The 20,171-nt window shown below is 69.3% G+C and carries 18 protein-coding genes and 1 pseudogene; 1 reads left to right on the forward strand and 18 read right to left on the reverse strand.

Annotated elements, in window-relative coordinates; all coding sequences use genetic code 11:
* Window positions 1–6 precede the first annotated feature (6 nt).
* From BLV63_RS18670 to pyrR, 13 genes and pseudogenes are all read right to left on the reverse strand, one after another.
* Window positions 7–2,004, reverse strand: a complete 1,998-nt coding sequence (locus tag BLV63_RS18670; RefSeq protein WP_066212655.1) for a primosomal protein N' — start codon at window positions 2,002–2,004, stop codon at window positions 7–9.
* 99 nt (window positions 2,005–2,103) lie between these two features.
* A complete protein-coding gene (gene metK / locus BLV63_RS10995) occupies window positions 2,104–3,312 on the reverse strand; it encodes a methionine adenosyltransferase (protein ID WP_066212661.1) in 1,209 nt (402 codons plus the stop codon).
* A 104-nt stretch (window positions 3,313–3,416) separates the two neighbouring features.
* Window positions 3,417–4,667: pseudogene (coaBC, locus tag BLV63_RS11000) on the reverse strand (bifunctional phosphopantothenoylcysteine decarboxylase/phosphopantothenate--cysteine ligase CoaBC); the annotation flags it as partial.
* A gap of 33 nt (window positions 4,668–4,700) precedes the next feature.
* The gene (gene rpoZ / locus BLV63_RS11005) at window positions 4,701–4,970 is read right to left on the reverse strand and encodes a DNA-directed RNA polymerase subunit omega (RefSeq protein ID WP_066213096.1); all 270 of its coding nucleotides are present in this window, start codon (window positions 4,968–4,970) and stop codon (window positions 4,701–4,703) included.
* A gap of 99 nt (window positions 4,971–5,069) precedes the next feature.
* The gene (gmk, locus tag BLV63_RS11010) at window positions 5,070–5,642 is read right to left on the reverse strand and encodes a guanylate kinase (protein ID WP_066212664.1); all 573 of its coding nucleotides are present in this window, start codon (window positions 5,640–5,642) and stop codon (window positions 5,070–5,072) included.
* A gap of 39 nt (window positions 5,643–5,681) precedes the next feature.
* Window positions 5,682–5,999 carry an integration host factor, actinobacterial type gene (mihF, locus tag BLV63_RS11015; RefSeq protein WP_066212666.1) on the reverse strand — a complete coding sequence of 106 codons (318 nt, stop codon included), beginning with the start codon at window positions 5,997–5,999 and terminating at the stop codon, window positions 5,682–5,684.
* Between the two features lie 161 nt (window positions 6,000–6,160).
* A complete protein-coding gene (gene pyrF / locus BLV63_RS11020) occupies window positions 6,161–7,009 on the reverse strand; it encodes an orotidine-5'-phosphate decarboxylase (RefSeq protein ID WP_066212668.1) in 849 nt (282 codons plus the stop codon).
* Window positions 7,002–10,304, reverse strand: coding sequence for a carbamoyl-phosphate synthase large subunit (gene carB / locus BLV63_RS11025; RefSeq protein WP_066212671.1), 3,303 nt, complete (start codon window positions 10,302–10,304; stop codon window positions 7,002–7,004). Before carB ends, pyrF begins: the two co-directional genes overlap by 8 nt.
* A 2-nt stretch (window positions 10,305–10,306) precedes the next feature.
* A complete protein-coding gene (gene carA / locus BLV63_RS11030; protein ID WP_066212675.1) occupies window positions 10,307–11,503 on the reverse strand; it encodes a glutamine-hydrolyzing carbamoyl-phosphate synthase small subunit in 1,197 nt (398 codons plus the stop codon).
* Window positions 11,504–11,555: 52 nt separating this feature from the next.
* Window positions 11,556–12,050, reverse strand: coding sequence for a PH-like domain-containing protein (locus BLV63_RS11035; protein ID WP_066212680.1), 495 nt, complete (start codon window positions 12,048–12,050; stop codon window positions 11,556–11,558).
* A gap of 3 nt (window positions 12,051–12,053) precedes the next feature.
* Window positions 12,054–13,382 carry a dihydroorotase gene (locus BLV63_RS11040; RefSeq protein ID WP_066212683.1) on the reverse strand — a complete coding sequence of 443 codons (1,329 nt, stop codon included), beginning with the start codon at window positions 13,380–13,382 and terminating at the stop codon, window positions 12,054–12,056.
* Window positions 13,379–14,389: an aspartate carbamoyltransferase catalytic subunit gene (locus tag BLV63_RS11045; RefSeq protein ID WP_066212687.1), complete on the reverse strand. Its 1,011-nt coding sequence runs from the start codon at window positions 14,387–14,389 to the stop codon at window positions 13,379–13,381. The genes BLV63_RS11040 and BLV63_RS11045 overlap by 4 nt, the downstream gene beginning before the upstream one ends.
* The gene (gene pyrR, locus BLV63_RS11050; protein WP_066212690.1) at window positions 14,386–14,970 is read right to left on the reverse strand and encodes a bifunctional pyr operon transcriptional regulator/uracil phosphoribosyltransferase PyrR; all 585 of its coding nucleotides are present in this window, start codon (window positions 14,968–14,970) and stop codon (window positions 14,386–14,388) included. The genes BLV63_RS11045 and pyrR overlap by 4 nt, the downstream gene beginning before the upstream one ends.
* Window positions 14,971–15,155: 185 nt before the next feature.
* Between pyrR and BLV63_RS11055 the strand changes: the two genes are divergently transcribed.
* Entirely contained in the window at window positions 15,156–16,733 is a 1,578-nt protein-coding gene (locus BLV63_RS11055) for a PrsW family intramembrane metalloprotease (RefSeq protein WP_082724073.1), read from the forward strand.
* Window positions 16,734–16,870: 137 nt separating this feature from the next.
* On the opposite strand, the gene nusB is transcribed toward BLV63_RS11055, so the two are convergent.
* From nusB to BLV63_RS18360, 5 genes are all read right to left on the reverse strand, one after another.
* Complete coding sequence (gene nusB, locus BLV63_RS11060; RefSeq protein WP_066212693.1) at window positions 16,871–17,281, reverse strand: transcription antitermination factor NusB; 411 nt, start codon at window positions 17,279–17,281, stop codon at window positions 16,871–16,873.
* Entirely contained in the window at window positions 17,281–17,844 is a 564-nt protein-coding gene (gene efp / locus BLV63_RS11065) for an elongation factor P (protein WP_066212696.1), read from the reverse strand. Before efp ends, nusB begins: the two co-directional genes overlap by 1 nt.
* Before the next feature lie 130 nt (window positions 17,845–17,974).
* Window positions 17,975–18,496, reverse strand: coding sequence for a tetratricopeptide repeat protein (locus tag BLV63_RS11070; RefSeq protein WP_074784245.1), 522 nt, complete (start codon window positions 18,494–18,496; stop codon window positions 17,975–17,977).
* Window positions 18,493–19,587 (reverse strand): 3-dehydroquinate synthase, encoded by a 1,095-nt coding sequence (gene aroB / locus BLV63_RS11075; RefSeq protein WP_066212699.1) that lies wholly within the window; start codon window positions 19,585–19,587, stop codon window positions 18,493–18,495. The genes BLV63_RS11070 and aroB overlap by 4 nt, the downstream gene beginning before the upstream one ends.
* Window positions 19,584–20,159 carry a shikimate kinase gene (locus tag BLV63_RS18360; protein WP_066212703.1) on the reverse strand — a complete coding sequence of 192 codons (576 nt, stop codon included), beginning with the start codon at window positions 20,157–20,159 and terminating at the stop codon, window positions 19,584–19,586. The genes aroB and BLV63_RS18360 overlap by 4 nt, the downstream gene beginning before the upstream one ends.
* Between the last annotated feature and the right edge of the window lie 12 nt (window positions 20,160–20,171).

Raw genomic sequence — 20,171 nt, forward strand, 5'->3', positions numbered from 1 at the left:
GGAGGGCTACAGCAGATCCAGGCCGTCGAAGCGCACCTGCGCCGCTGCGTGGGTGCGCTTCGCCGAGGCGGCGGCTTTCGCGGCCCGCAGGAGCCGGGCGGCTTCCGAGGCCACCGCGAAGGGGATGAAGCAGAGCGTGCGGTAGTCGCCGTCGTCGAACGGGACAGGACCCACGATCCGCACCTCGTGCTCGCCCTCCTGCAACGGCGCCAGTGCCTGCTGCAGGTGCTCGACCGCGTCCTTGGGCCCGGTGAGGGCGGCGACCCGCACCGCCGGCGGCAGGTGGAGTTCCCGGCGCTCGGCGAGCTCACGCGCGGCGAAGGAGGCCGGATCCCAGCGCACGAGCGCACCCACGGCGAGTTCGTGCTCGGCCGTGACCATGACGACTCCCCCGTCCCGGGCCGGGCGGACCAGCGAGGCGGCGTTGAACCAGCGCCGCACGGTCTCCTCCGCGGCCCGCAGGTTCTCGCGCCGGAGCATCTGGTCGCCGTCCAGCAGGAGCGCCGCGGCATACCCCTCGGGCGCGACGGGCTCGGCGCCCAGCGTCGCGACCACGAGGGTCCCTGCTCCGGAGACCTCGTCCTTCACGCGACCGGCCGACGACGACACCACCCGCGCTCCCGGGAAGGCACGGCCCAATTGCTCCGCCGTGCGCAGGACTCCGTTGCCCGCCACCGTGTACCGCTGTGATCCGCAGACGCGGCACGTGACGGTCCGGTGCACCGTGCCGCACCACCGGCACTCAGGCGCGGCTCCGGTGGCCGGAACATGCAGGGGGCCTTCACACTTCGAACAGCGCAAGGGGTTGCTGCACTCGGCGCAGAGCAGGGTGGGCGCGTACCCGCCCCGGGCCACTTGGATGAGAACCGGCCCGTGCGCCAGAGCATCCTTGGCAGCCTGCCAGGCCGCATGCGGGAGCCGCGCCGCGGTCGCCAGCGGATCCCGCTCCTGGTGGAACGAGTCCGCCGTGTTGACGACGCGAGGGGTCACGGCCCGCAGCAACGGACGGTCGGCCTCCACGGACTGAGCCCAGCCGTTCTCCACGAGACGTTCGGCCTCGGTGCTCCGGGAGTGTCCGGCCAGGATGCAGGCCGCACCCCGACCCTGGGAGCTGCGGATCATCAGAAGTTCGCGGGCATGGGGGTACGGTGCGCGGGGTTCGGCGTGGACGTCGTCCCCGTCGTCCCAGATCGCGACGAGCCCCAAGTCCCTGAGAGGCGCGTAAGACGCCGCACGGGTGCCGATGACCACCCGCGCGTAGCCGCCCAGCACCCGGAGGTACTCGCGGTACCGCACCGACGGACCGTCCTCGGCCGAGAGGCGTGCCACCAGACCGCGCGGCATATGATGGGCCAGGGCCGCCGCCAGACGGTCCAGATCCCGGCGGTCCGGGACCACGAGCAAGGCGTTGCGTCCGGAGTGCAGCGTGGCGACGGCGGCCTCGGCGAAAAGCTCCGGCCAGGCGTGCGGACCATACCCTTCCGGCACCGTGACGACGGCGTGGGGGTCGCCTCCCGCGCGGACGTGCTGGAGGAATGCGGCGCCCTTGCCGAGCCGCGTCCAGGCCTCCTCAGGAGCCTGAACGTCCGGCAGGGAAGACTCGTCGTCGGGAACGTCGCCCCGCGGCGTCCAGTCCTTCTCGCAGCTGGCCACCCGGCCGGGGATGGCGAGCCGGAGGACATCGCTCACGGTGCCCGCGTACCGCGCGGCGACCAGACGACAGAGCTCCAGAACCTCGGGAGTGAGCACCGGCACCGGGGAGACGACCTTGTCCAGCACGCTCAGGCGCGTTCCGGAATCGCTGTCCTCCCGGCGCTCCACGATGTACCCGTGCAGTTCCCGGCCCGCGAACCGCACCCTGACGCGCGCCCCGGCGACGGCGTCGCCGTCCAGTGCGTCCGGCACCAGATAGTCGAACGGCCGGTCCAGATGAGGCAACGGGGATTCGACGACCACCCGTGCCACTGGATTCGTGGCGGCCAGCTTCTCCGGCGGCTCGGGCATGAGCCAGCCCTTGCCGCCTCCTGCGCCCGGCCCGGAGGCCGACGGTCCCACGGAGTCAGAGACCGGGAAAAGTCCGTCCTGCACGTGTCACCACCGGTGTCAGGCGTTGAAGAAGGCCTTGAGATCCGCGACCTTGTCGAGGCGCTCCCAGGTGAACTCCGGCTCCTCGCGGCCGAAGTGACCGTGAGCGGCCGTCTTGGCGTAGATCGGGCGCTTGAGGTCCAGCGCGTCGATGATGGCGCGCGGGCGGAGGTCGAAGACCTCGTTGATGGCGTCACTGATGCGCGCGGGATCGACGGTCTCGGTGCCGAAGGTCTCCACGTAGATGCCGACCGGACGGGCCTGGCCGATCGCGTAGCCGATCTGGATCTCCGCACGGCGTGCGAGCCCGGCGGCCACGACGTTCTTGGCCACCCAGCGCATGGCGTAGGCCGCCGAGCGGTCCACCTTGGACGGGTCCTTGCCGGAGAACGCGCCGCCGCCGTGGCGGGCGAAGCCGCCGTACGTGTCGACGATGATCTTGCGGCCGGTCAGACCGGCGTCGCCCACGGGGCCGCCGATGATGAACTTGCCGGCCGGGTTCAGGATGCTGCGGACCGAGGAGGTGTCCAGTTCCGCTGTCGCGAGCACGGGGGTGATCACGTGGGTCTGCAGATCGCTGCGTAGCTGCTCCAGGCCGGCGTCCTCGGCGTGCTGGCTGGAGATCACGATGGTCTCGACCGACACGGGCTTGTCCCCGTCATACCCCACGGTGACCTGGGTCTTGCCGTCGGGACGGAGGTAGGCGAGCTCGCCGTTCTTGCGGACTTCGGTGAGCCGTTCGGACAGGCGGTGCGCCAGCCAGATGGGGGTCGGCATGTAGCTGGACGTCTCGTCACTCGCGTAGCCGAACATGATGCCCTGGTCACCGGCGCCCTGGAGATCGTAGTCGTCCTGGGTGCGGCCTTCACGGGCCTCGATGGAGTTGAAGACGCCATCCGCGATGTCATTGGACTGCTGGCCGATCGAGACGGACACGCCACAGCGGGCGCCGTCGAAGCCGTTCGCCGAGGAGTCGTACCCGATGCCCAGGATGGTCTCCCGGACGATCTGCGGGATCTCCACGTAGGCGTCCGTGGTGACCTCGCCCGCCACGTGGACCAGGCCGGTGGTGGCCATGGTCTCGACAGCGACCCGCGACTCGGGGTCGGCGGCCAGCAGCGCGTCCAGAATGGAGTCGCTGATCTGGTCACAGATCTTGTCCGGATGTCCCTCAGTGACGGACTCGGAGGTGAACAGCCGGAGGCCGGTGTGCGAAGAATTCTGCATGGCAAAGGTCACCAGTACACTCTACCGGCCACTTCCACCAGCTTTGGCGCGCACATGACGTTATGTGGACGACGGCGCGGGACACGCCTGTGGACCCGCCCCGTTCAGCCGCGCAACTCCGCGGCGACACGGTGCACGATCGCCTCGGCCACGAGGTTCTTCGAACCCTCCACGTGCTGCATCTCACGGTCGGTCCGGGACAGGATCTCCACGGAGTTCACGTCCTGGCCGAAGACCTTCGACTCCCCCACGTGGTTCACCACCAGGAGGTCACAGCCCTTGCGCTCGAGCTTCTGGCGCGCGTACTCGAGCACGCTGCCCGAATCATCGCCCGTCTCGGCGGCGAAACCCAGGATGAGCTGCTCCCGGCCCTCCTCGGCGCGGAGCCGCACCAGCTCGGCGAGGATGTCCGGGTTGCGGACCAGCTCGATCACCGGATCGGCGCCCTCGGCCCGCTTCTTGATCTTGGTGCCGGACCGTTCCGCCGGACGGAAGTCCGCGACGGCCGCGGCCATGAGCACGACGTCGGCGGACGCGGCCTCGCGGGTCATGACCTCCCGCAGTTCCTCGGCGGTGCCGACGCGCACGACGTCGACCCCCGCCGGGAGCGCGACCTCCACGTGGGCGGCCACGAGCGTCACCGCGGCCCCGGCGTCGCGGGCGGCGGCGGCCAGGGCGATGCCCTGCTTGCCGGACGACCGGTTGCCGAGGAACCGGACCGGATCGAGAGGCTCCTGCGTGCCGCCGGCGGAGACGAGCACCCGCTTCCCGGCCAGCAGCGCCCCGGCGGATCCGCCGTCGTGCGCCTCGTCAGGAGCGGACACCAGCGCCATCGCGGCCGCGAAGATGGCCTGCGGTTCCGGAAGACGGCCCGGACCGCTGTCCTTGCCGGTCAGCCGCCCGACGTCGGGGTCCAGCACGTGGGCGCCGTGCGCCCGGAGGGTCGCCACATTGGCCTGCGTCGCGGGGTGCCGCCACATCTCGGTGTGCATGGCGGGGGCGAACAGCACCGGACAGGTGGCGACGAGGAGCGTGTTGCCGAGCAGATCATCGGCCAGGCCATGCGCCGAACGGGCCAGGATGTTGGCCGTGGCCGGGGCGACCACGACCAGATCGGCCTCCTGGCCGAGCCGGACGTGATTCACCTGCTCCACGTGCTCGAACACGGAGGTGCTCACGGGATGACCGGACAGCGCCTCCCAGGTGGCCTGCCCCACGAAGTGGAGTGCGGCCTCCGTGGGCACGACGTTGACCTGATGACCCTGTTCGGTGAAAAGACGAAGGAGGGACGCGACCTTGAAGGCCGCGATCCCTCCTCCGACACCCAGGACGATCCGCATGCGCGTCTCCTTGGTTTCAGTCTCTGACGCCGGTGACCCGGCGACGGATCACTCGGCTTCTTCGGTGCTCTCGACCGGCTTGCACTCCAGAAGGCCCTCGTTGATCTCGCGCAGGGCGATGGAGAGCGGCTTCTCGTTCATCTTGGTCTCGACAAGCGGACCGACGTACTCGAAGAGGCCCTCGTTCAGCTGGGCGTAGTACGCGTTGATCTGGCGGGCACGCTTGGCACCGAAGATGACCAGGCCGTACTTCGAGTCAGCGGCTTCGAGCAGCTGGTCGATCGGCGGGTTGATGATGCCCTCAAGGTTGGTGGACACGGTGTTCTCCAGGATCTTCTCGGTGTTCAATCCCCGGCTCCTCAGAGAGGGACCGGGGTGGCGTCCGCCGGTGAGCAGACGCCGCGTCATGGCGGCTTTTCAGCGAGGGTTCGGGGTCAAACCCATCAACTGGACAAGTTCGTCGGCTGCACGCTGGACGTCGTCGTTGACCACGGTGTGGTCGAACTCCGGCTCGGCAGCAAGTTCCAGTTTAGCGGTTTCCAGCCGGCGCTGCTGTTCTTCCGGGCTTTCCGTGCCCCGGCCCACCAGCCGGCGGACCATTTCATCCCAGCTCGGCGGGGCGAGGAACACGAAGCGGGCGTCGGGGACGCTGGCTTTGACCTGACGCGCACCCTGGAGGTCGATCTCCAGCAGGACGTGCTTGCCGTCGGCCAGAGCGGCCTCCACCGTGCTCCGCAGCGTGCCGTACCGGTTGACGCCGTGCACCACGGCCCACTCGAGGAATTCACCTTCCTCGGCCAGCCGGTCGAACTCCTCGGCGGACTTGAAGAAGTAGTGAACGCCTTCCTGCTCTCCGGGCCGCGGGGGGCGGGTGGTCGCGGAGACCGACAGCCAGACCTGCGGGTAGTTGTCACGGATGTACGTGGAGACCGTGCCCTTGCCGACCGCGGTGGGTCCGGCGAGCACGGTGAGACCGGAAAGTGAGCTCACGGTGTCCTCTGGTCATAGGCCGCCCGTGGGCCGCCTGAACTATTTGTCTTCCAGAAAATCTATCAGGGCCTTGCGCTGGTGGACGCCGAGGCCCCGGACCCTGCGTGACGGGGCGATGCGCAATTGAGTCATGATCGCCTGCGACCTGACGCGGCCGATGCCCGGGAAGGACTCGAGCAGTTCGGAGACCTTGAGCCGTGCGATGGCGGGGTCGTCCTCTGCCTGGGCGAGCACCTGCGGCACGGTCAGTTCCCCGGATTTCAGCGCCTCTTTGAGGCGCGCACGCACCTGACGGGCCGCGGCTGCTTTCGCAAGGGCGGCACTTCGTTCCGTGCTGGTCAGAACTCGCAGGCTCATGGCATCTCCCACCTCCGGGCGCCCATGGCTATGGGCGCGACTGACGGTTGATGCGAACCTACCTGAAAGTGACGTCCGGCACCATAGCTGGGAGGTCACCGATTTCGGCGACCTCCCAGCTGAGCGGCACGTCCCGGCGTGCGGACCGCGGGTGAAGACCCTCAGCGCAGGCCGGCGAGCGTCCTCTCGATGCCCGCCACGAGCCCCTGGACGGACGGGCCGTCCTTGAGGATGTCACGGCTGGACGTGCCCAGGACGAAGGGATAGGCCGCACCGAAGGTCCGACGCATGTCCTCGGCCGTCGCGCCCTGGGCCCCGAGGCCGGGAGCCAGGATGGGGCCGTTGAGCGCGGCGAGGTCGAGACCCAGCTCGTCGATCGCCGCTCCGACGGTCGCGCCGACGACGAGGCCCACGGAGCCCAGACCCGAAGCGCCGGCGTTCTCCGCCGCGGCCGCCTCGATGATCCGGCGGGCCACCGAGGCCTCTCCCCCGACGTGCTGCACGCTGGCGCCCTCCGGGTTGGAGGTGAGCGCCAGGACGAACACGCCGCGGCCGTGGGCCGCCGCGAGGTCGAGGGCCGGACGGAGCGACTCGAAGCCGAGGTACGGACTGAGCGTCACGGCATCCGCCGCGAGAGGCGACGACGGCGACAGCCACGCGTCCGCATAAGCGGCCATCGTGGAGCCGATGTCACCGCGCTTGGCGTCGGCGATCGTGTGCACCCCGGCCGAGGCGGCGTCCGCGAGCAGACCTTCCAGAACGGCCAGACCCGCCGAACCATGCCGCTCGTACAGGGCCACCTGGGGCTTGATGGCGGCCACCCGGCCGGAAGCGGCCTCCAGGACGCGGGCGGAGAACTCCTTGAGCCCCACGGCCGAGTCGTCCAGCCCCCAGGCCTCCAGGAGACCGGGGTGCGGGTCGATGCCCACGCAGAGCGGGCCGAGGGAGGCCATGGCCTCCGCCAGGCGGGCGCCGAAGCCGGCGCCCGCCGTCGTCGTCTGGTCAGCCATTGCGGACCGCCGCGAGGTTCGCCGCGTGCTCCTGCAGGCTCGTGACATCCCATTCGTAGGTGCGGATGGCCTCCATGGCCTGCACGGCCACGTTGAACTCCGCGACCGTGGTGATGCACGGGATGCCGATCGAGGTGGCCGCGGCGCGGATCTCGTAACCGTCGCCACGGGCTTCGCCACCGGACGGGGTGTTGAACACCATGTCGATCTCGCCGGCGACGATGCGGTCCACGATCGTGTTCTCGCCCTCGCCGGCGCCCTGGCCCTCGGCGACCTTGCGGACCAAGGTCGCCTGGATGCCGTTGCGCTGGAGCACATCGGCGGTGCCGCCGGTCGAGACGATCTCGTAGCCCAGATCCGAGAGGCGCTTGACCGCCAGGATCACGGCGCGCTTGTCACGGTTCGCGACCGAGACGAACACGCGGCCCTCACGGGGCAGCGGGTTGTTCGCGCCGGCCTGGCTCTTGGCGAACGCCGTGTCGAAGTGCTTGTCGATGCCCATGACCTCACCGGTCGAGCGCATCTCCGGGCCCAGCAGGGAGTCGACTACGTGGCCGTCCTCGGTGCGGAAGCGGCTGAAGGGCAGCACGGCCTCCTTGACGGCCACCGGGGCCTCCAGCGGGAGGTTCGCGCCGTCGCCCTGCTCGGGGAGCATCTTGTACGCGGTGCGGAGCTGGTGGATGGTGACGCCGACGCCGATCAGCGCCGCTGCCTTCGCCATCTGCACGCCGGTGGCCTTGGAGACGAACGGCACGGTGCGGGAGGCGCGGGGGTTGGCTTCCAGCACGTACAGGACGTCCGAGGCGAGGGCGAACTGGATGTTGATCAGGCCACGCACGCCCACACCCTCCGCGATGGCGCGGGTGGCGTTCCGGACCCGCTCGATCACGTTCTTGCCGAGGGTGATCGGAGGCAGCACACAGGCGGAGTCGCCGGAGTGGACGCCGGCCTCCTCGATGTGCTCCATGATGCCGCCCAGGTACATGTCGGTGCCGTCGAAGAGGGCGTCGACGTCGATCTCGACGGCGTCCTCCAGGAAGCGATCGATCAGGACCGGGTGGTCCGGGGTGATCTCGGTGGCGTTGGCGATGTAACGGGACAGGTTGGCCTCGTCGTAGACGATCTCCATGCCGCGGCCGCCCAGCACGTAGGACGGGCGCACCAGGACCGGGTACCCGATCTCGTCAGCGATCTTCTTGGCGTCCTCGAAGGAGACGGCGGTGCCGTTCTTCGGGGCGATCAGGCCGGCGTTGTCCAGCACGCGGGAGAACTCGCCACGGTGCTCGGCGAGGTCGATGGCCTCCGGCTGCGTGCCGAGGATCGGGACGCCGGCGTCGGCCAGTTCCTGGGCCAGCTTGAGCGGCGTCTGACCGCCGAGCTGCACGAACACGCCCATGACACCGCCGGTGCGCTCCTCCGCCGCGATGACCTCGAGCACGTCCTCCAGGGTGAGGGGCTCGAAGTACAGGCGGGTGGACACGTCGTAGTCCGTCGACACGGTCTCCGGGTTGCAGTTGACCATGACGGTCTCGTAGCCGGCCTTGCGCAGCGCCATGGAGGCGTGGACGCACGAGTAGTCGAACTCGATGCCCTGGCCGATGCGGTTCGGGCCGGAACCCAGGATGATGACCGACGGCTTGGAGTGCAGGCCCACCTCGTCCTCCTCGTCGTAGGACGAGTAGTGGTACGGGGTGTACGCGGCGAACTCGGCGGCGCAGGTGTCCACGGTCTTGTAGACCGGGCGGATGGAGAGCGCCTGGCGGACACCGCGGACCACGGCCTCCGGGTTGTTGGTCAGGGCGCCGATCTGGGCGTCCGAGAAGCCGTGGCGCTTCGCCAGGCGCAGCATCTCCGGTGTCAGGGCCTCGCTGCTGCGGATGGTGCCGGCGACCTCGTTGAGGAGCTGGAGCTGGTCCAGGAACCAGGGGTCGATCTTGGTGGCCTCGAAGACCTGCTCGACCGTGGCGCCGCCCAGGAGGGCGCGCTGCACCTGGTGCAGACGCTCGGTGGTGGGGCGCTTGGCCTTCTCCAGGAGCTCCTCCACCTCCCACTCGGGGACGTGGCTGAAGTCCAGGGTGGCGCCCTTCTGCTCGAGGGAGCGGAGGGCCTTCTGGAGGGCCTCGGTGAAGTTGCGGCCCAGGGCCATGGCCTCACCGACGCTCTTCATGGTGGTCGTCAGGGTCGGGTCCGCCGCCGGGAACTTCTCGAACGCGAACCGCGGGACCTTGACCACCACGTAGTCGAGGGTCGGCTCGAAGGAGGCCGGGGTCTTCTGGGTGATGTCGTTGGGGATCTCATCCAGGGTGTAGCCGAGCGAGAGCTTCGTGGCGATCTTGGCGATCGCGAAGCCGGTCGCCTTGGACGCCAGGGCCGAGGAGCGGGACACGCGCGGGTTCATCTCGATGACCACCACGCGGCCGGTCTCCGGGTTCACGGCGAACTGGATGTTGCAGCCACCGGTGTCGACGCCGACCTCACGGATGACGGCGATCGCGACATCGCGCAGCTTCTGGTACTCGCGGTCGGTCAGCGTCAGGGCCGGCGCCACGGTGATGGAGTCGCCCGTGTGGACGCCCACCGGATCGAAGTTCTCGATGGAGCACACGACCACGACGTTGTCGTTCTTGTCGCGCATCATCTCCAGCTCGTACTCCTTCCAGCCGAGGATGCTCTCTTCGAGCAGCACCTCGCTGGTGGGGCTGTACTGGAGGCCCTGGCCGACGATTCGGCGCAGATCGCTCTCGTTGTACGCCAGGCCGGAGCCCAGACCGCCCATGGTGAAGGACGGGCGGACGACCATGGGGTAGCCGAGGTCCTCGGCGGCCGCGAGGGCCTCATCCATGGTGTGGATGATGTGGCTCTTGGCGCTCTCGGCGCCACAGCGCTCGACCACGCCCTTGAACTTCTCGCGGTCCTCGCCCAGCTCGATCGCGGCGATGTTCGCGCCGATCAGCTCGACGTCGTACTTGGCGAGCACGCCGTTCTTGTCCAGCGCGATCGCCGTGTTGAGGGCCGTCTGGCCGCCCAGGGTCGGCAGGACCGCGTCGGGGCGCTCCTTGGCGATGATCTTCTCGACCACCTCGGGAGTGATCGGCTCGACGTAGGTGGCGTCGGCGAACTCGGGGTCGGTCATGATGGTGGCCGGGTTGGAGTTGACCAGGATGACCCGCAGGCCCTCCTCCTTCAGGACACGCAGGGCCTGCGTGCCGGAGTAATCGAACTCGGCCGCCTGGCCGATGACGATGGGTCCCGACCCGATGACCAGGACACTCTTGAGGTCTGTACGTTTCGGCATGCTTAGGCGTCCTTGTCCTTCTGGTTGGTCTGGCCGCTCTCGGCTTCCATGAGCTCGATGAAGCGGTCGAAGAGATAAGCGGCGTCGTGCGGGCCCGAGGCGGCCTCGGGGTGGTACTGCACGGAGAACGCGGGGATGTCGAGGCAGGAGAGGCCCTCGACCACGTCGTCGTTGAGGCTCACGTGGCTCACCTCGACGCGGCCGAAGCGGCTCTCCGGGGCCTGGGTGGCGCCGTCCATGGGGGCGTCCACCGCGAAGCCGTGGTTCTGCGAGGTGATCTCCACCTTGCCGGTGCGGCGGTCCAGGACCGGCTGGTTGATGCCGCGGTGGCCGTACTTCAGCTTGTAGGTGCCGAAGCCGAGCGCGCGGCCCAGGATCTGGTTGCCGAAGCAGATGCCGAAGTACGGCAGCTTCTCATCCAGCACGGAGCGCAGGAGGCTGACCTGCGCGTCCGCCGTCGCGGGGTCGCCGGGGCCGTTGGACATGAAGAACCCGTCCGGGTTCACGGCCTTGACGTCGTCCAGCGTGGCCGTGGCCGGCAGCACGTGGACGCGCACTCCGCGCTCGGCGAAACGCTGCGGGGTCATGGCCTTGATGCCGAGGTCGATCGCGGCGATGGTGAAGCGGGGCTCACCCTCCCAGCCGTGCTCGGACGGCTCGACGACGTACGCCTCGTCGATGCTGACCTCCTCGGCCAGGCGGGAGCCTTCCATCGGCTCGCTCGCCCGGACGGCGGCCAGCAGCTCGGCGTCGCTCGCCTGAGCGGCCTCGCCGGAGAAGATGCCGGCGCGCATGGTCTTGTGCTCACGGAGGTGGCGGGTCAGCGCGCGGGTGTCCACACCCTGGATGCCCACGATGCCCTGGCGGACGAGCTCCTCGTCGAGCGAGGCCTCGCTGCGCCAGTTGGAGGGACGTCGGGCGGGGTCTCGCACCACGTACCCGGCGACCCAGATGCGGCGGGATTCGGCGTCTTCACCGTTCACGCCGGTGTTGCCGATGTGCGGGGCGGTCTGCACCACGATCTGACGGGCGTAGGAGGGGTCCGTGATGGTCTCCTGGTAGCCGGTCATGCCGGTGGTGAAGACGGCCTCCCCCAGAGTGGTGCCGACGGCACCGTAGCTCTGGCCGCGGAAGATGCGTCCGTCTTCAAGGACGAGAACTGCCGCGCCGGTGCTCGCCTCAGGCGTTTGAATGCTCACTGTGTCCTCTTGTTCGCGTTCGTGTGGTCTGTCATGTCGTTTCGGAGGGCCCTCAGGCCCGTGCGGGGCCCAGGAGTCGCTCCAGGGCTTGCCGCAGTGGTTCGGTGTCGGCGCCGTGCCGGGGCAGGAAACCCGTGTCCAGGCTGCGCTCCCCCAGCTTCCAGGTGGCGACGAGGATCTGGTCCTTGCCCAGGAACTTCCCCGCCATGCCGCTGGTCAGCCGGACCTCCTCGAGGTCGGCCGCCGGGATGAAGAGCTCCTCGCAGCCCGGCCGCGTGATCAGCACGCCGTCCGGGTGGACGGCCAGGTCCGCCCGGGAACGGATGCCGAGGCTGTGGACCGCCACGCGGTCCAGCCAGTCCCCCGCCGTCGTCGTGGCCACGTACTGGCCGGCGACGGCGAGACCGGGCTCGCCGAGCTCCGGCACCGTGGGCAGCGGCGCCAGATCGCTCTGGCGTCGCTGGCGGCTGCGCCAGCCCACGTACAGCAGCACGATGACCGCCGCGCCGAGGGCCAGCATGAGGATGCCGGGCAGGACCTTGTCCATGGCTCAGGCCCCGACGGTGGTGCGCGGAGTGTTGAGCGCCCCGTCCAGCACCGTGGGGTGGCCGTGGAAGAACGTGGCCCGGACCTTGCCCGGCAGCTCCATGCCCTGGAACGGCGTGTTCCGGCCCTTGGTGGCCATGGCCTTGCCGTCCACGGTCCAGCGGGCCGCCGGATCCACCAGGGTGATGTTGGCGGGCTCGCCGACGGCCAGCGGACGGCCCTGATCGGCCACGCGGCCGACCTCCGCCGGGACCTGGGACATCACGCGGGCCACATCGGCCCAGCTCATGAGCCCGCTGTCCACCATGGTGTGCTGCACCACGGACAGGGCCGTCTCGAGGCCCGTCATGCCCATGGCGGCCTGCGCCCACTCGCACTCCTTGTGCTCGCTCGGGTGCGGCGCGTGGTCCGTGCCGATGACGTCGATGACGCCTTCGGCCAGGGCCTGGCGCAGGGCCAGGACGTCGCCCTGGGTGCGGAGGGGCGGGTTGACCTTGTAGACGGGGTCGTAGCTGCGGACCAGCTCGTCCGTCAGCAGCAGGTGGTGCGGGGTGACCTCCGCGGTGACGCGGATGCCGCGTTGCTTGGCCCAGCGGATGATCTCCACGCTGCCGGCCGTGGAGACGTGGCAGACGTGCAGGCGGGAGTCGACGTGCTGCGCCAGGAGCACGTCGCGGGCGATGATGCTCTCCTCGGCGACCGCCGGCCAGCCGGCCAGGCCGAGGACCGCGGACACCTCGCCCTCGTTCATCTGGGCGCCCGCCGTGAGGCGCGGCTCCTGGGCGTGCTGGGCGATGACGCCGTCGAACGCCTTGACGTATTCGAGGGCGCGGCGCATCAGGACCGGGTCGTGGACGCAGATGCCGTCGTCGGAGAACATCCGCACCTGAGCGCGGGAGTCGGCCATGGCGCCCAGCTCGGCGAGCTGCTCGCCGGCCAGTCCGACGGTGACGGCGCCCACGGGGCGGACATCGACCCAGCCGGAGGCCTGGCCGAGGCTGTGGACCTGCTCGACGACGCCGGCCGTGTCGGCCACCGGGGAGCTGTTCGCCATGGCGTGCACGGCGGTGTAGCCGCCCAGCGCCGCGGCGCGGGTGCCGGTCTCGACGGTCTCGGCGTCCTCCCGGCCCGGCTCGCGCAGGTGGGTGTGCACGTCCACGAGACCGGGCAGGGCCACGAGGCCCGAAGCGTCGATCACGGTGGCGCCCTCGGCGTCCGGGTGGGCCGCGGCCTCGGGGCCGAGCGCTGCGATGACGCCGTCGGCGATCAGGATGTCCGTGGGCTCGCCGCCCAGGAGCGAGGCTCCCGTGAGGAGGTGGTTGTCGGAACTCATGCGGGGATTCCCTCCGTGACGGCTTCGGTGCTGTGGTCTTCGACGTCCCGGCCGCCGGCCAGGAGCAGGTAGAGCGCCGCCATGCGGACGGACACGCCGTTGCTGACCTGGTCCAGGACGGTGGAACGGGGCGAGTCGGCCGCCGCGGAGGAGATCTCCAGACCGCGGTTCATGGGGCCGGGGTGCATGATGATCGTGTCCTTCAGGCCGTGACGGTCCAGCGCGTCGAGGCGCGCGTCGTCGAAGCCCCAGCGGCGCGAGTACTCGCGGGCGGAGGGGAAGAAGGAATCATGCATGCGCTCCTTCTGGACGCGCAGCATCATCATCGAGTCGACGCCGGCTTCCAGGGTGGCGTCCAGATCGTAGCTGACCTCACACGGCCAGCTCTCGACGCCGACCGGCAGCAGGGTGGGAGGGGCCACGAGCGTCACCCTCGCGCCCAGGGTCCGCAGCAGCCAGACGTTGGAGCGGGCCACCCGGGAGTGCAGGACGTCCCCGGCGATCGCAACTCGCATGCCCGACAGATCGGTTCCTGCCGAGTCGGTCCCCGCGAGCTTCGCCCAGTGACGCCGCATGGTGAAGGCGTCCAGGAGCGCCTGCGTGGGGTGCTCGTGCGTGCCGTCGCCGGCATTGAGGATCTTCGCGTCGATCCAGTCAGTGTTGGCGAGACGCTGCGGCGCACCGCTCGCCCAGTGCCGGATGACGACGGCGTCGGCGCCGATCGCCGCGAGGGTCTGGGCCGTGTCCTTGAGGGACTCCCCCTTGCTCACCGAGGAGCCCTTCGCGGAGAAGTTGATGACATCGGCGGAGAGACGCTTGGCCGCGGCCTCGAAGGAGATCCGCGTGCGGGTCGAGTCCTCGAAGAAGAGGTTCACCACGGTGCGTCCACGCAGTGCGGGGAGCTTCTTGACCTCACGCTGGCCGACACGGGCCATCTCCTCCGCGGTGTCCAGGATGTCCAGGGCGTCACGGCGGCTCAGGTCCTGGGTGGAGAGAAGGTGTTTCATGCGCCCGCCTCGATCACGACTTCGTTCTCACCGGAGTCGACTTCGCTCAGGTGCACCCGGACTTTCTCGCTGCTCGCGGTGGGGAGGTTCTTGCCCACGTGGTCCGCCCGGATCGGCAGTTCACGGTGCCCGCGATCCACGAGGACGGCCAAGCGGACGATGCGAGGGCGGCCCAGGTCCACCAGGGCGTCCAGGGCTGCCCGGATGGTGCGGCCCGAGTAGAGGACGTCATCGACCAGGACCACGACCTTGCCGTCGAGGCCGCTCTTCGGGAGCTGGGTGGGAAGCGGTGAGCGCGTGGGCTGATGCGCGAGATCGTCACGGAACATGGTGACGTCGAGCTGGCCGAGGGATTCCCGGGCGTCGAAGCCGGGGTGCGCTGCGGCGATCTTCTGCGCGAGGCGCTGAGCGAGGGGGTAGCCGCGACGGGGAATGCCGAGCAGGACGAGGTCCTGGGTCCCCTTGTTCGCCTCGATGATCTCAAAGGCGATGCGGGTCAACGCGCGATCGATGTCGTCGGAGCTGAGGACGACGCGCTGGACCGGTTGCCCGGCCGAGGATGCACTGGTGGCGTCATTCATGCCTCTCTCCCCTTTCCCCGCCTCACGGGACGGAATTAAAAAAGGATGATTGCGTACCAAAATTACCACACGGCCGGGGCCGGGCCGCTGTGTGACGGCCGCCGTCGAGCGTGATCCGCGACGCATCCGCCGCATTGCGTCCGCATGCTGGCTGGGGAGCCTCCGAATCAATACGATGGAGAATCATGAGCGCCCCACCGTATGGTCACGACGACCCTTCAGGCCATCAGGCCCCCGGCCGGCAGCCGCATCCGGCGCCCGCGCCGGAGCCCTTCTTCGTCCCCGAGGACCAGCAGCTGAATCCCAGCTGGATCGGCCGGGTGGATCCCGAGAGCTACACCCAGCCGGGAGCGAATTACGCCGGCCGGCCACCGCTGCAGCCGTCGGCGCCCCTGCAGTATCAGAATCAGTACCAGGGCCAGCAGTTCCAGGGCCAACAGCCCTTCCAGCAACCCGCGCAGCCGCAGCCTTTCCAGCAGCCGTTCCAACAGCCTGCGCCCGGCCCTCAGGCGTGGCAGCAGAATCCGTCGCCGCAGGGTCAAGGACAGCAGTTCCCGCAGCAGGCTTATCCGGCCCAGCAGGCACAACCGGCACAGCCGGCCCCGGCCTGGCCCGCAGGGCCGCAGCAGTTCCAGGGCGCCTGGCAGCAGACGCCGATGGGCTGGACGTCTCCCCGCAGGCACCGGAACATCAACCCGGCCACACTCGCGCTCATGATCATCGGCGGAGTCCTCGCCTTCCTCAGCCTCGTCCTCGTCCTGCCGCTGCTGCTGTCGAACGTCGGCGGACAGGGGTTCATTGGCGGCTTCTTCGCCTCCCTCATCCCCCTGGCGATCGTGCTCACTGCGGTGTACTTCATGGACCGCTGGGAACCCGAGCCCCGCAAGCTCCTGCTGTTCGCCCTGCTGTGGGGCGCCACGGTCGCCGTCGCCACCACCGTGGTGATCCAGCCGTTCTTCCTCCAGCTCGCCCCGCCGGATTCGACCAAGGCGGAGGTCCAGACCTTCCTGGCCACGGTGGAGGCCCCGATCGTCGAGGAGTTCTCCAAGTCCCTCGGCCTGCTTTTGCTGGCGCTGCTGGCGCGGAAGTATTTCGACGGCCCGGTGGACGGGCTGGTCTACGCCTTCACCATCGCCGCGGGCTTCGCCTTCACAGAGAACATCCTCTACTTCGGCCGCATCTACTCCGCCGAAGAAGGCGCCGGTCAGACCTTCTGGACCATCGTGTTCCTCCGCGGCATCCTCTCCCCGTTCGCGCACGCCCTGTTCACCGGAGCCACCGGCCTGCTCATGGGCTTCGCCGCCCGCCGCTGGAACCGGGGACTGACCGTGGGGGCGTTCTTCGTCGGACTGCTGCCGGCCATGTTCCTGCATCACCAGTGGAACAGCATGGGCCAGGACTTCCTGTGGCTCTACATCGTCATCCAGATGCCGCTCTTCTTCCTGGCGGTCCTGGGCTTCATCTTCCTGCGGGTCGCGGAGGCCAAGCTGACCCGTGCGCGGCTCAGCGAGTACGCCGCGGCCGGCTGGCTCACCTGGCCGGAAGTGGGGCTCTTCGCCACGGGCCAGGGACGCCGGGCGGCCAAGCGCTGGGCTTCGCAGTTCGGCCGCCAGAAGACCATGCACGAGCTCATCCGCACCGCGACGGCCCTCGCCTACACCCGCCAGCGGATCCTCACCGGACGGGACCTCCCCCGGCTTCAGCAGGACGAGCACCGGCTCCTCGAACGCCTCGGCCAGCTGCGGTCCATGGTGACCGCCTGAGGCTTCCGCGAACGGAGACCTCCGGGACCTCTGTTCTCCGCGAACGACGACGGCGGCCCGCCCCGGAAAGGGGGCGGGCCGCCGTCGTCGTGCCATACCGGCCGGCTCACGCTGAGCGCTGGGTCCCTCTGCGGGGATCAGGCGAGCAGCGTGGGCTTGAGCTCCTTCAAACGGCCGAGCAGGCCGTTGATGAACGCGGGTGAGTCGTCCGTGGACAGGGTCTTGGCGAGGCTCACGGCCTCGCTCACGGCCACGCTGTCCGGCACGTCCTCGTTGTAGAGCAGTTCCCAGGTCCCGATGCGGAGGATGATCCGGTCTACATTGGGCATGCGCTCCAGGGTCCAGCCCTGGGCGTAGGTGGTCAGGAACTCGTCGATGGTCTCCTGCAGCGACACCACACCTTCGACCACTTCCACCGTGTAGGGGTTGATGATCTGGTCGGTGTGCTCACGCCGTTCCTTGATGACGGAGAACGGGGTGACCTGACGCTGCTCGGCTTCGAACAGGATGTCGAGTGCCCGGTTGCGGGCCTTGCCGCGGGCGCTCACTAGTCGGTGACCCGGCCCAGGTAGCTGCCGTCGCGGGTGTCGACCTTGACGCGCGTGCCCTGCTCGAGGAACAGCGGGACCTGGATCTCGTAGCCGGTCTCCACGGTGGCGGGCTTGGTGCCGGCGGAGGAACGGTCACCCTGCAGGCCGGGCTCGGTGTAGGTGATCTCGAGGACGACGCTGGCCGGCATTTCGAGGTACAGCGGCGAACCGTCGTGCATGGCGATGATGACCTGCTGGTTCTCCAGCATGAAGTTCTTCGCGTTGCCGACGACCTCCGGGGTCACGGTGAGCTGGTCGTAGTCCTGCACGTCCATGAAGACGTAGTCGGCGCCGTCCTGGTACAGGTAGGTGTAATCGCGGCGGTCGACCGTGGCGGTCTCGATCTTGGCGCCGGCGTTGAAGGTCTTGTCCACGACCTTGCCGGAGAGCACATTGCGGAGCTTGGTGCGCACGAACGCGCCGCCCTTGCCCGGCTTCACGTGCTGGAACTCGATGACGTTCCAGAGGTTGCCCTCCAGCTTGAGGACGGTGCCGTTCTTGATGTCGTTCGTAGTTGCCACTGCAGCCTCTCTCCCGATGCGGACTGTCCGGGGCCCTGAGGGCGCGAACAGCCATGTAGTTGTCAAAAAACCGAGATCCAGTCTACCGTGTCCGGCGGACTGCCCGGAAAACGGGCCGAAGGGCCGTGTGTCAGCTGGCCTCCGCCGCGTGCCGGGCCTGCTGCAGCGCGATCGTGGAGGAGTAGATCAGCTCGGGACTGGCGTGCGATGCGACCCGCAGTTCCAGGGCCTCCTGGAACGCGTCGGCACTGCGGGCGAAATCGCCGGAACTGTAGTAGGTGTTGCCCAGGTGCTGCAGCACCTCCGCCTCGTGACCGGTCCCCCGGTACTGGGCGAGCAGGCGGTGCAGGCGTTCGTAGGCGGCCTCGAGACGGCCCCGCGTGTAAAGGATCTCCGTGTCCAGGAGCAGCAGCTCGAAGGATTCGGGGTCCACCATGCGCGCCTCGGCCAGCAGTTCGGCGGCCTCGGTGGTCTTGCCCTGGACCATCAGGACGAAGACGCCCGCCCACGGGCGGTCGTCACCCGCGAGGCTCTCCTGCACCAGGTCCTCGTCCACGATCTCGTACCGGCGTGTCAGAGGGTTGACCTTGATGCCGGGGAAACCGGACTCGGGCCATTCGGAGGTCTCCAGGTCGACGCCGCCGCTGCTCATGCCTCGGCCACCTCCTGATAGGCGGCGAAGAGCAGGGACGTGTCCGGCACCTCCAGGACGCCGGGCTTGCCGACGCCGTCCAGGACCACGAAGCGCAGCAGGTCGCCGCGGGACTTCTTGTCGCGCCGCATCCCGTCCAGCAGCGCCGCCCAGCGGTCGTTGCGGTAGGAGGTGGGGAGTCCGAAGCTCTCCAGGATGGCCTTGTGCCGGTCGGCCTCGCCGTCGCTCAGGCGCCCCACGCTCCGGGCGAGCTCGGCGGCGAACACCATGCCCACGGAGATGGCGGCGCCGTGGCGCCAGGAGTACCGCTCGGCCAGTTCGATGGCGTGGCCCAGGGTGTGCCCGTAGTTCAGGATCTCGCGGAGACCGGACTCCTTGAGGTCCTCGGAGACGACCTTGGCCTTGACGGCGATGGCCCGCTCGATCAGCTCCCGCAGCACCGGCGACTCCGGATCCAGCACGTCCTGGCCGTGCTCTTCCAGCAGATCGAGGATCACCGGATCGGCGATGAACCCGCACTTGATGACCTCGGCCAGGCCGGAGACCAGTTCGTTGCGGGGCAGCGTCCGCAGGGTGTCCAGATCAGCGAGCACCGCCGCGGGCGGGTGGAACGCGCCCACCAGGTTCTTGCCTTCGGCCGTGTTGATGCCGGTCTTGCCTCCGACGGCCGCGTCGACCATGCCGAGCACGCTCGTGGGCATGTGGATGACCTTGACGCCGCGCAGCCAGGTGGCGGCGACGAAGCCGCCCAGGTCGCTCACGGCGCCGCCGCCGACGGTCACGACGGCATCGGAACGGGTGAAGTCGTTCTGCCCCAGAACCTGCCAGCAGAAGGCCGCCACCTGGATGTGCTTGCCCTCCTCGGCGTCCGGGATCTCGGCCGTCACGGCGGTGAAGCCGGCGGACGCGAGTTCATCGCGCACGGCGTCACCCGTCAGCCGGAGCGCACGGGGGTGGACCACCAGGACGCGCTTGACGCGCTCCCCCAGCCGGTCCGGGAGCTGCGCCAGCAGACCGCGGCCCACCACGACGTCGTAGTTCTCCTCCGGGCGATTGCCGGTGACCTTGATGACCGTCTCGGGATGCGTCACTCGCTGCTGTCCTTTGCTGTGATTCCGGGGAGGTCCAGCGCCCTGGCGATCTCCAGGGCGAAGTCCTCCGGGCTTCCGTGGCGCACGTCGACGGTCAGCTCGGCTGCCGCTTGGTAGAGGTGACGCCGCTGTTCGAAGAGGGTGAGCCAGCGCTCGGCCGCGTCACCCGTGAGCATGGGCCGGCCCGTGTCCCGGGCGATGCGCGGGAGGACCGTGGCCAGATCCGGCTCGAGGTACACCACGCGGCACGGCGCGATGGCCTCGCGCGACGCCTCGGCCACCACGGACCCGCCCCCGAGGGAGATGATCCGCGGCGCCTCGGGGTGGGTCATGGGGACGTCGCCGGCCACGGCGCGCGCCACGATCGAGGCCTCCACGGCGCGGAACGCGTCCTCGCCGTGGGCCTCGAAGTACTCCGTGATCGGGCCGTTCTCCAGAACGAAGACCTCGTCCGTGTCCACGTACTCGCCCTGGAGCAACGCCGCCAGGGCCCGTCCCACGGCGCTCTTCCCGGCCGCCATGGGGCCGACCAGGACGATCGCCGTGCTGTCTGCTGCCTCATCAGAAGGCATGTGGGGCTCCCT

It is taken from the genome of Arthrobacter woluwensis (genome assembly GCF_900105345.1).
GTDB classification, from domain to species: domain Bacteria; phylum Actinomycetota; class Actinomycetes; order Actinomycetales; family Micrococcaceae; genus Arthrobacter_E; species Arthrobacter_E woluwensis.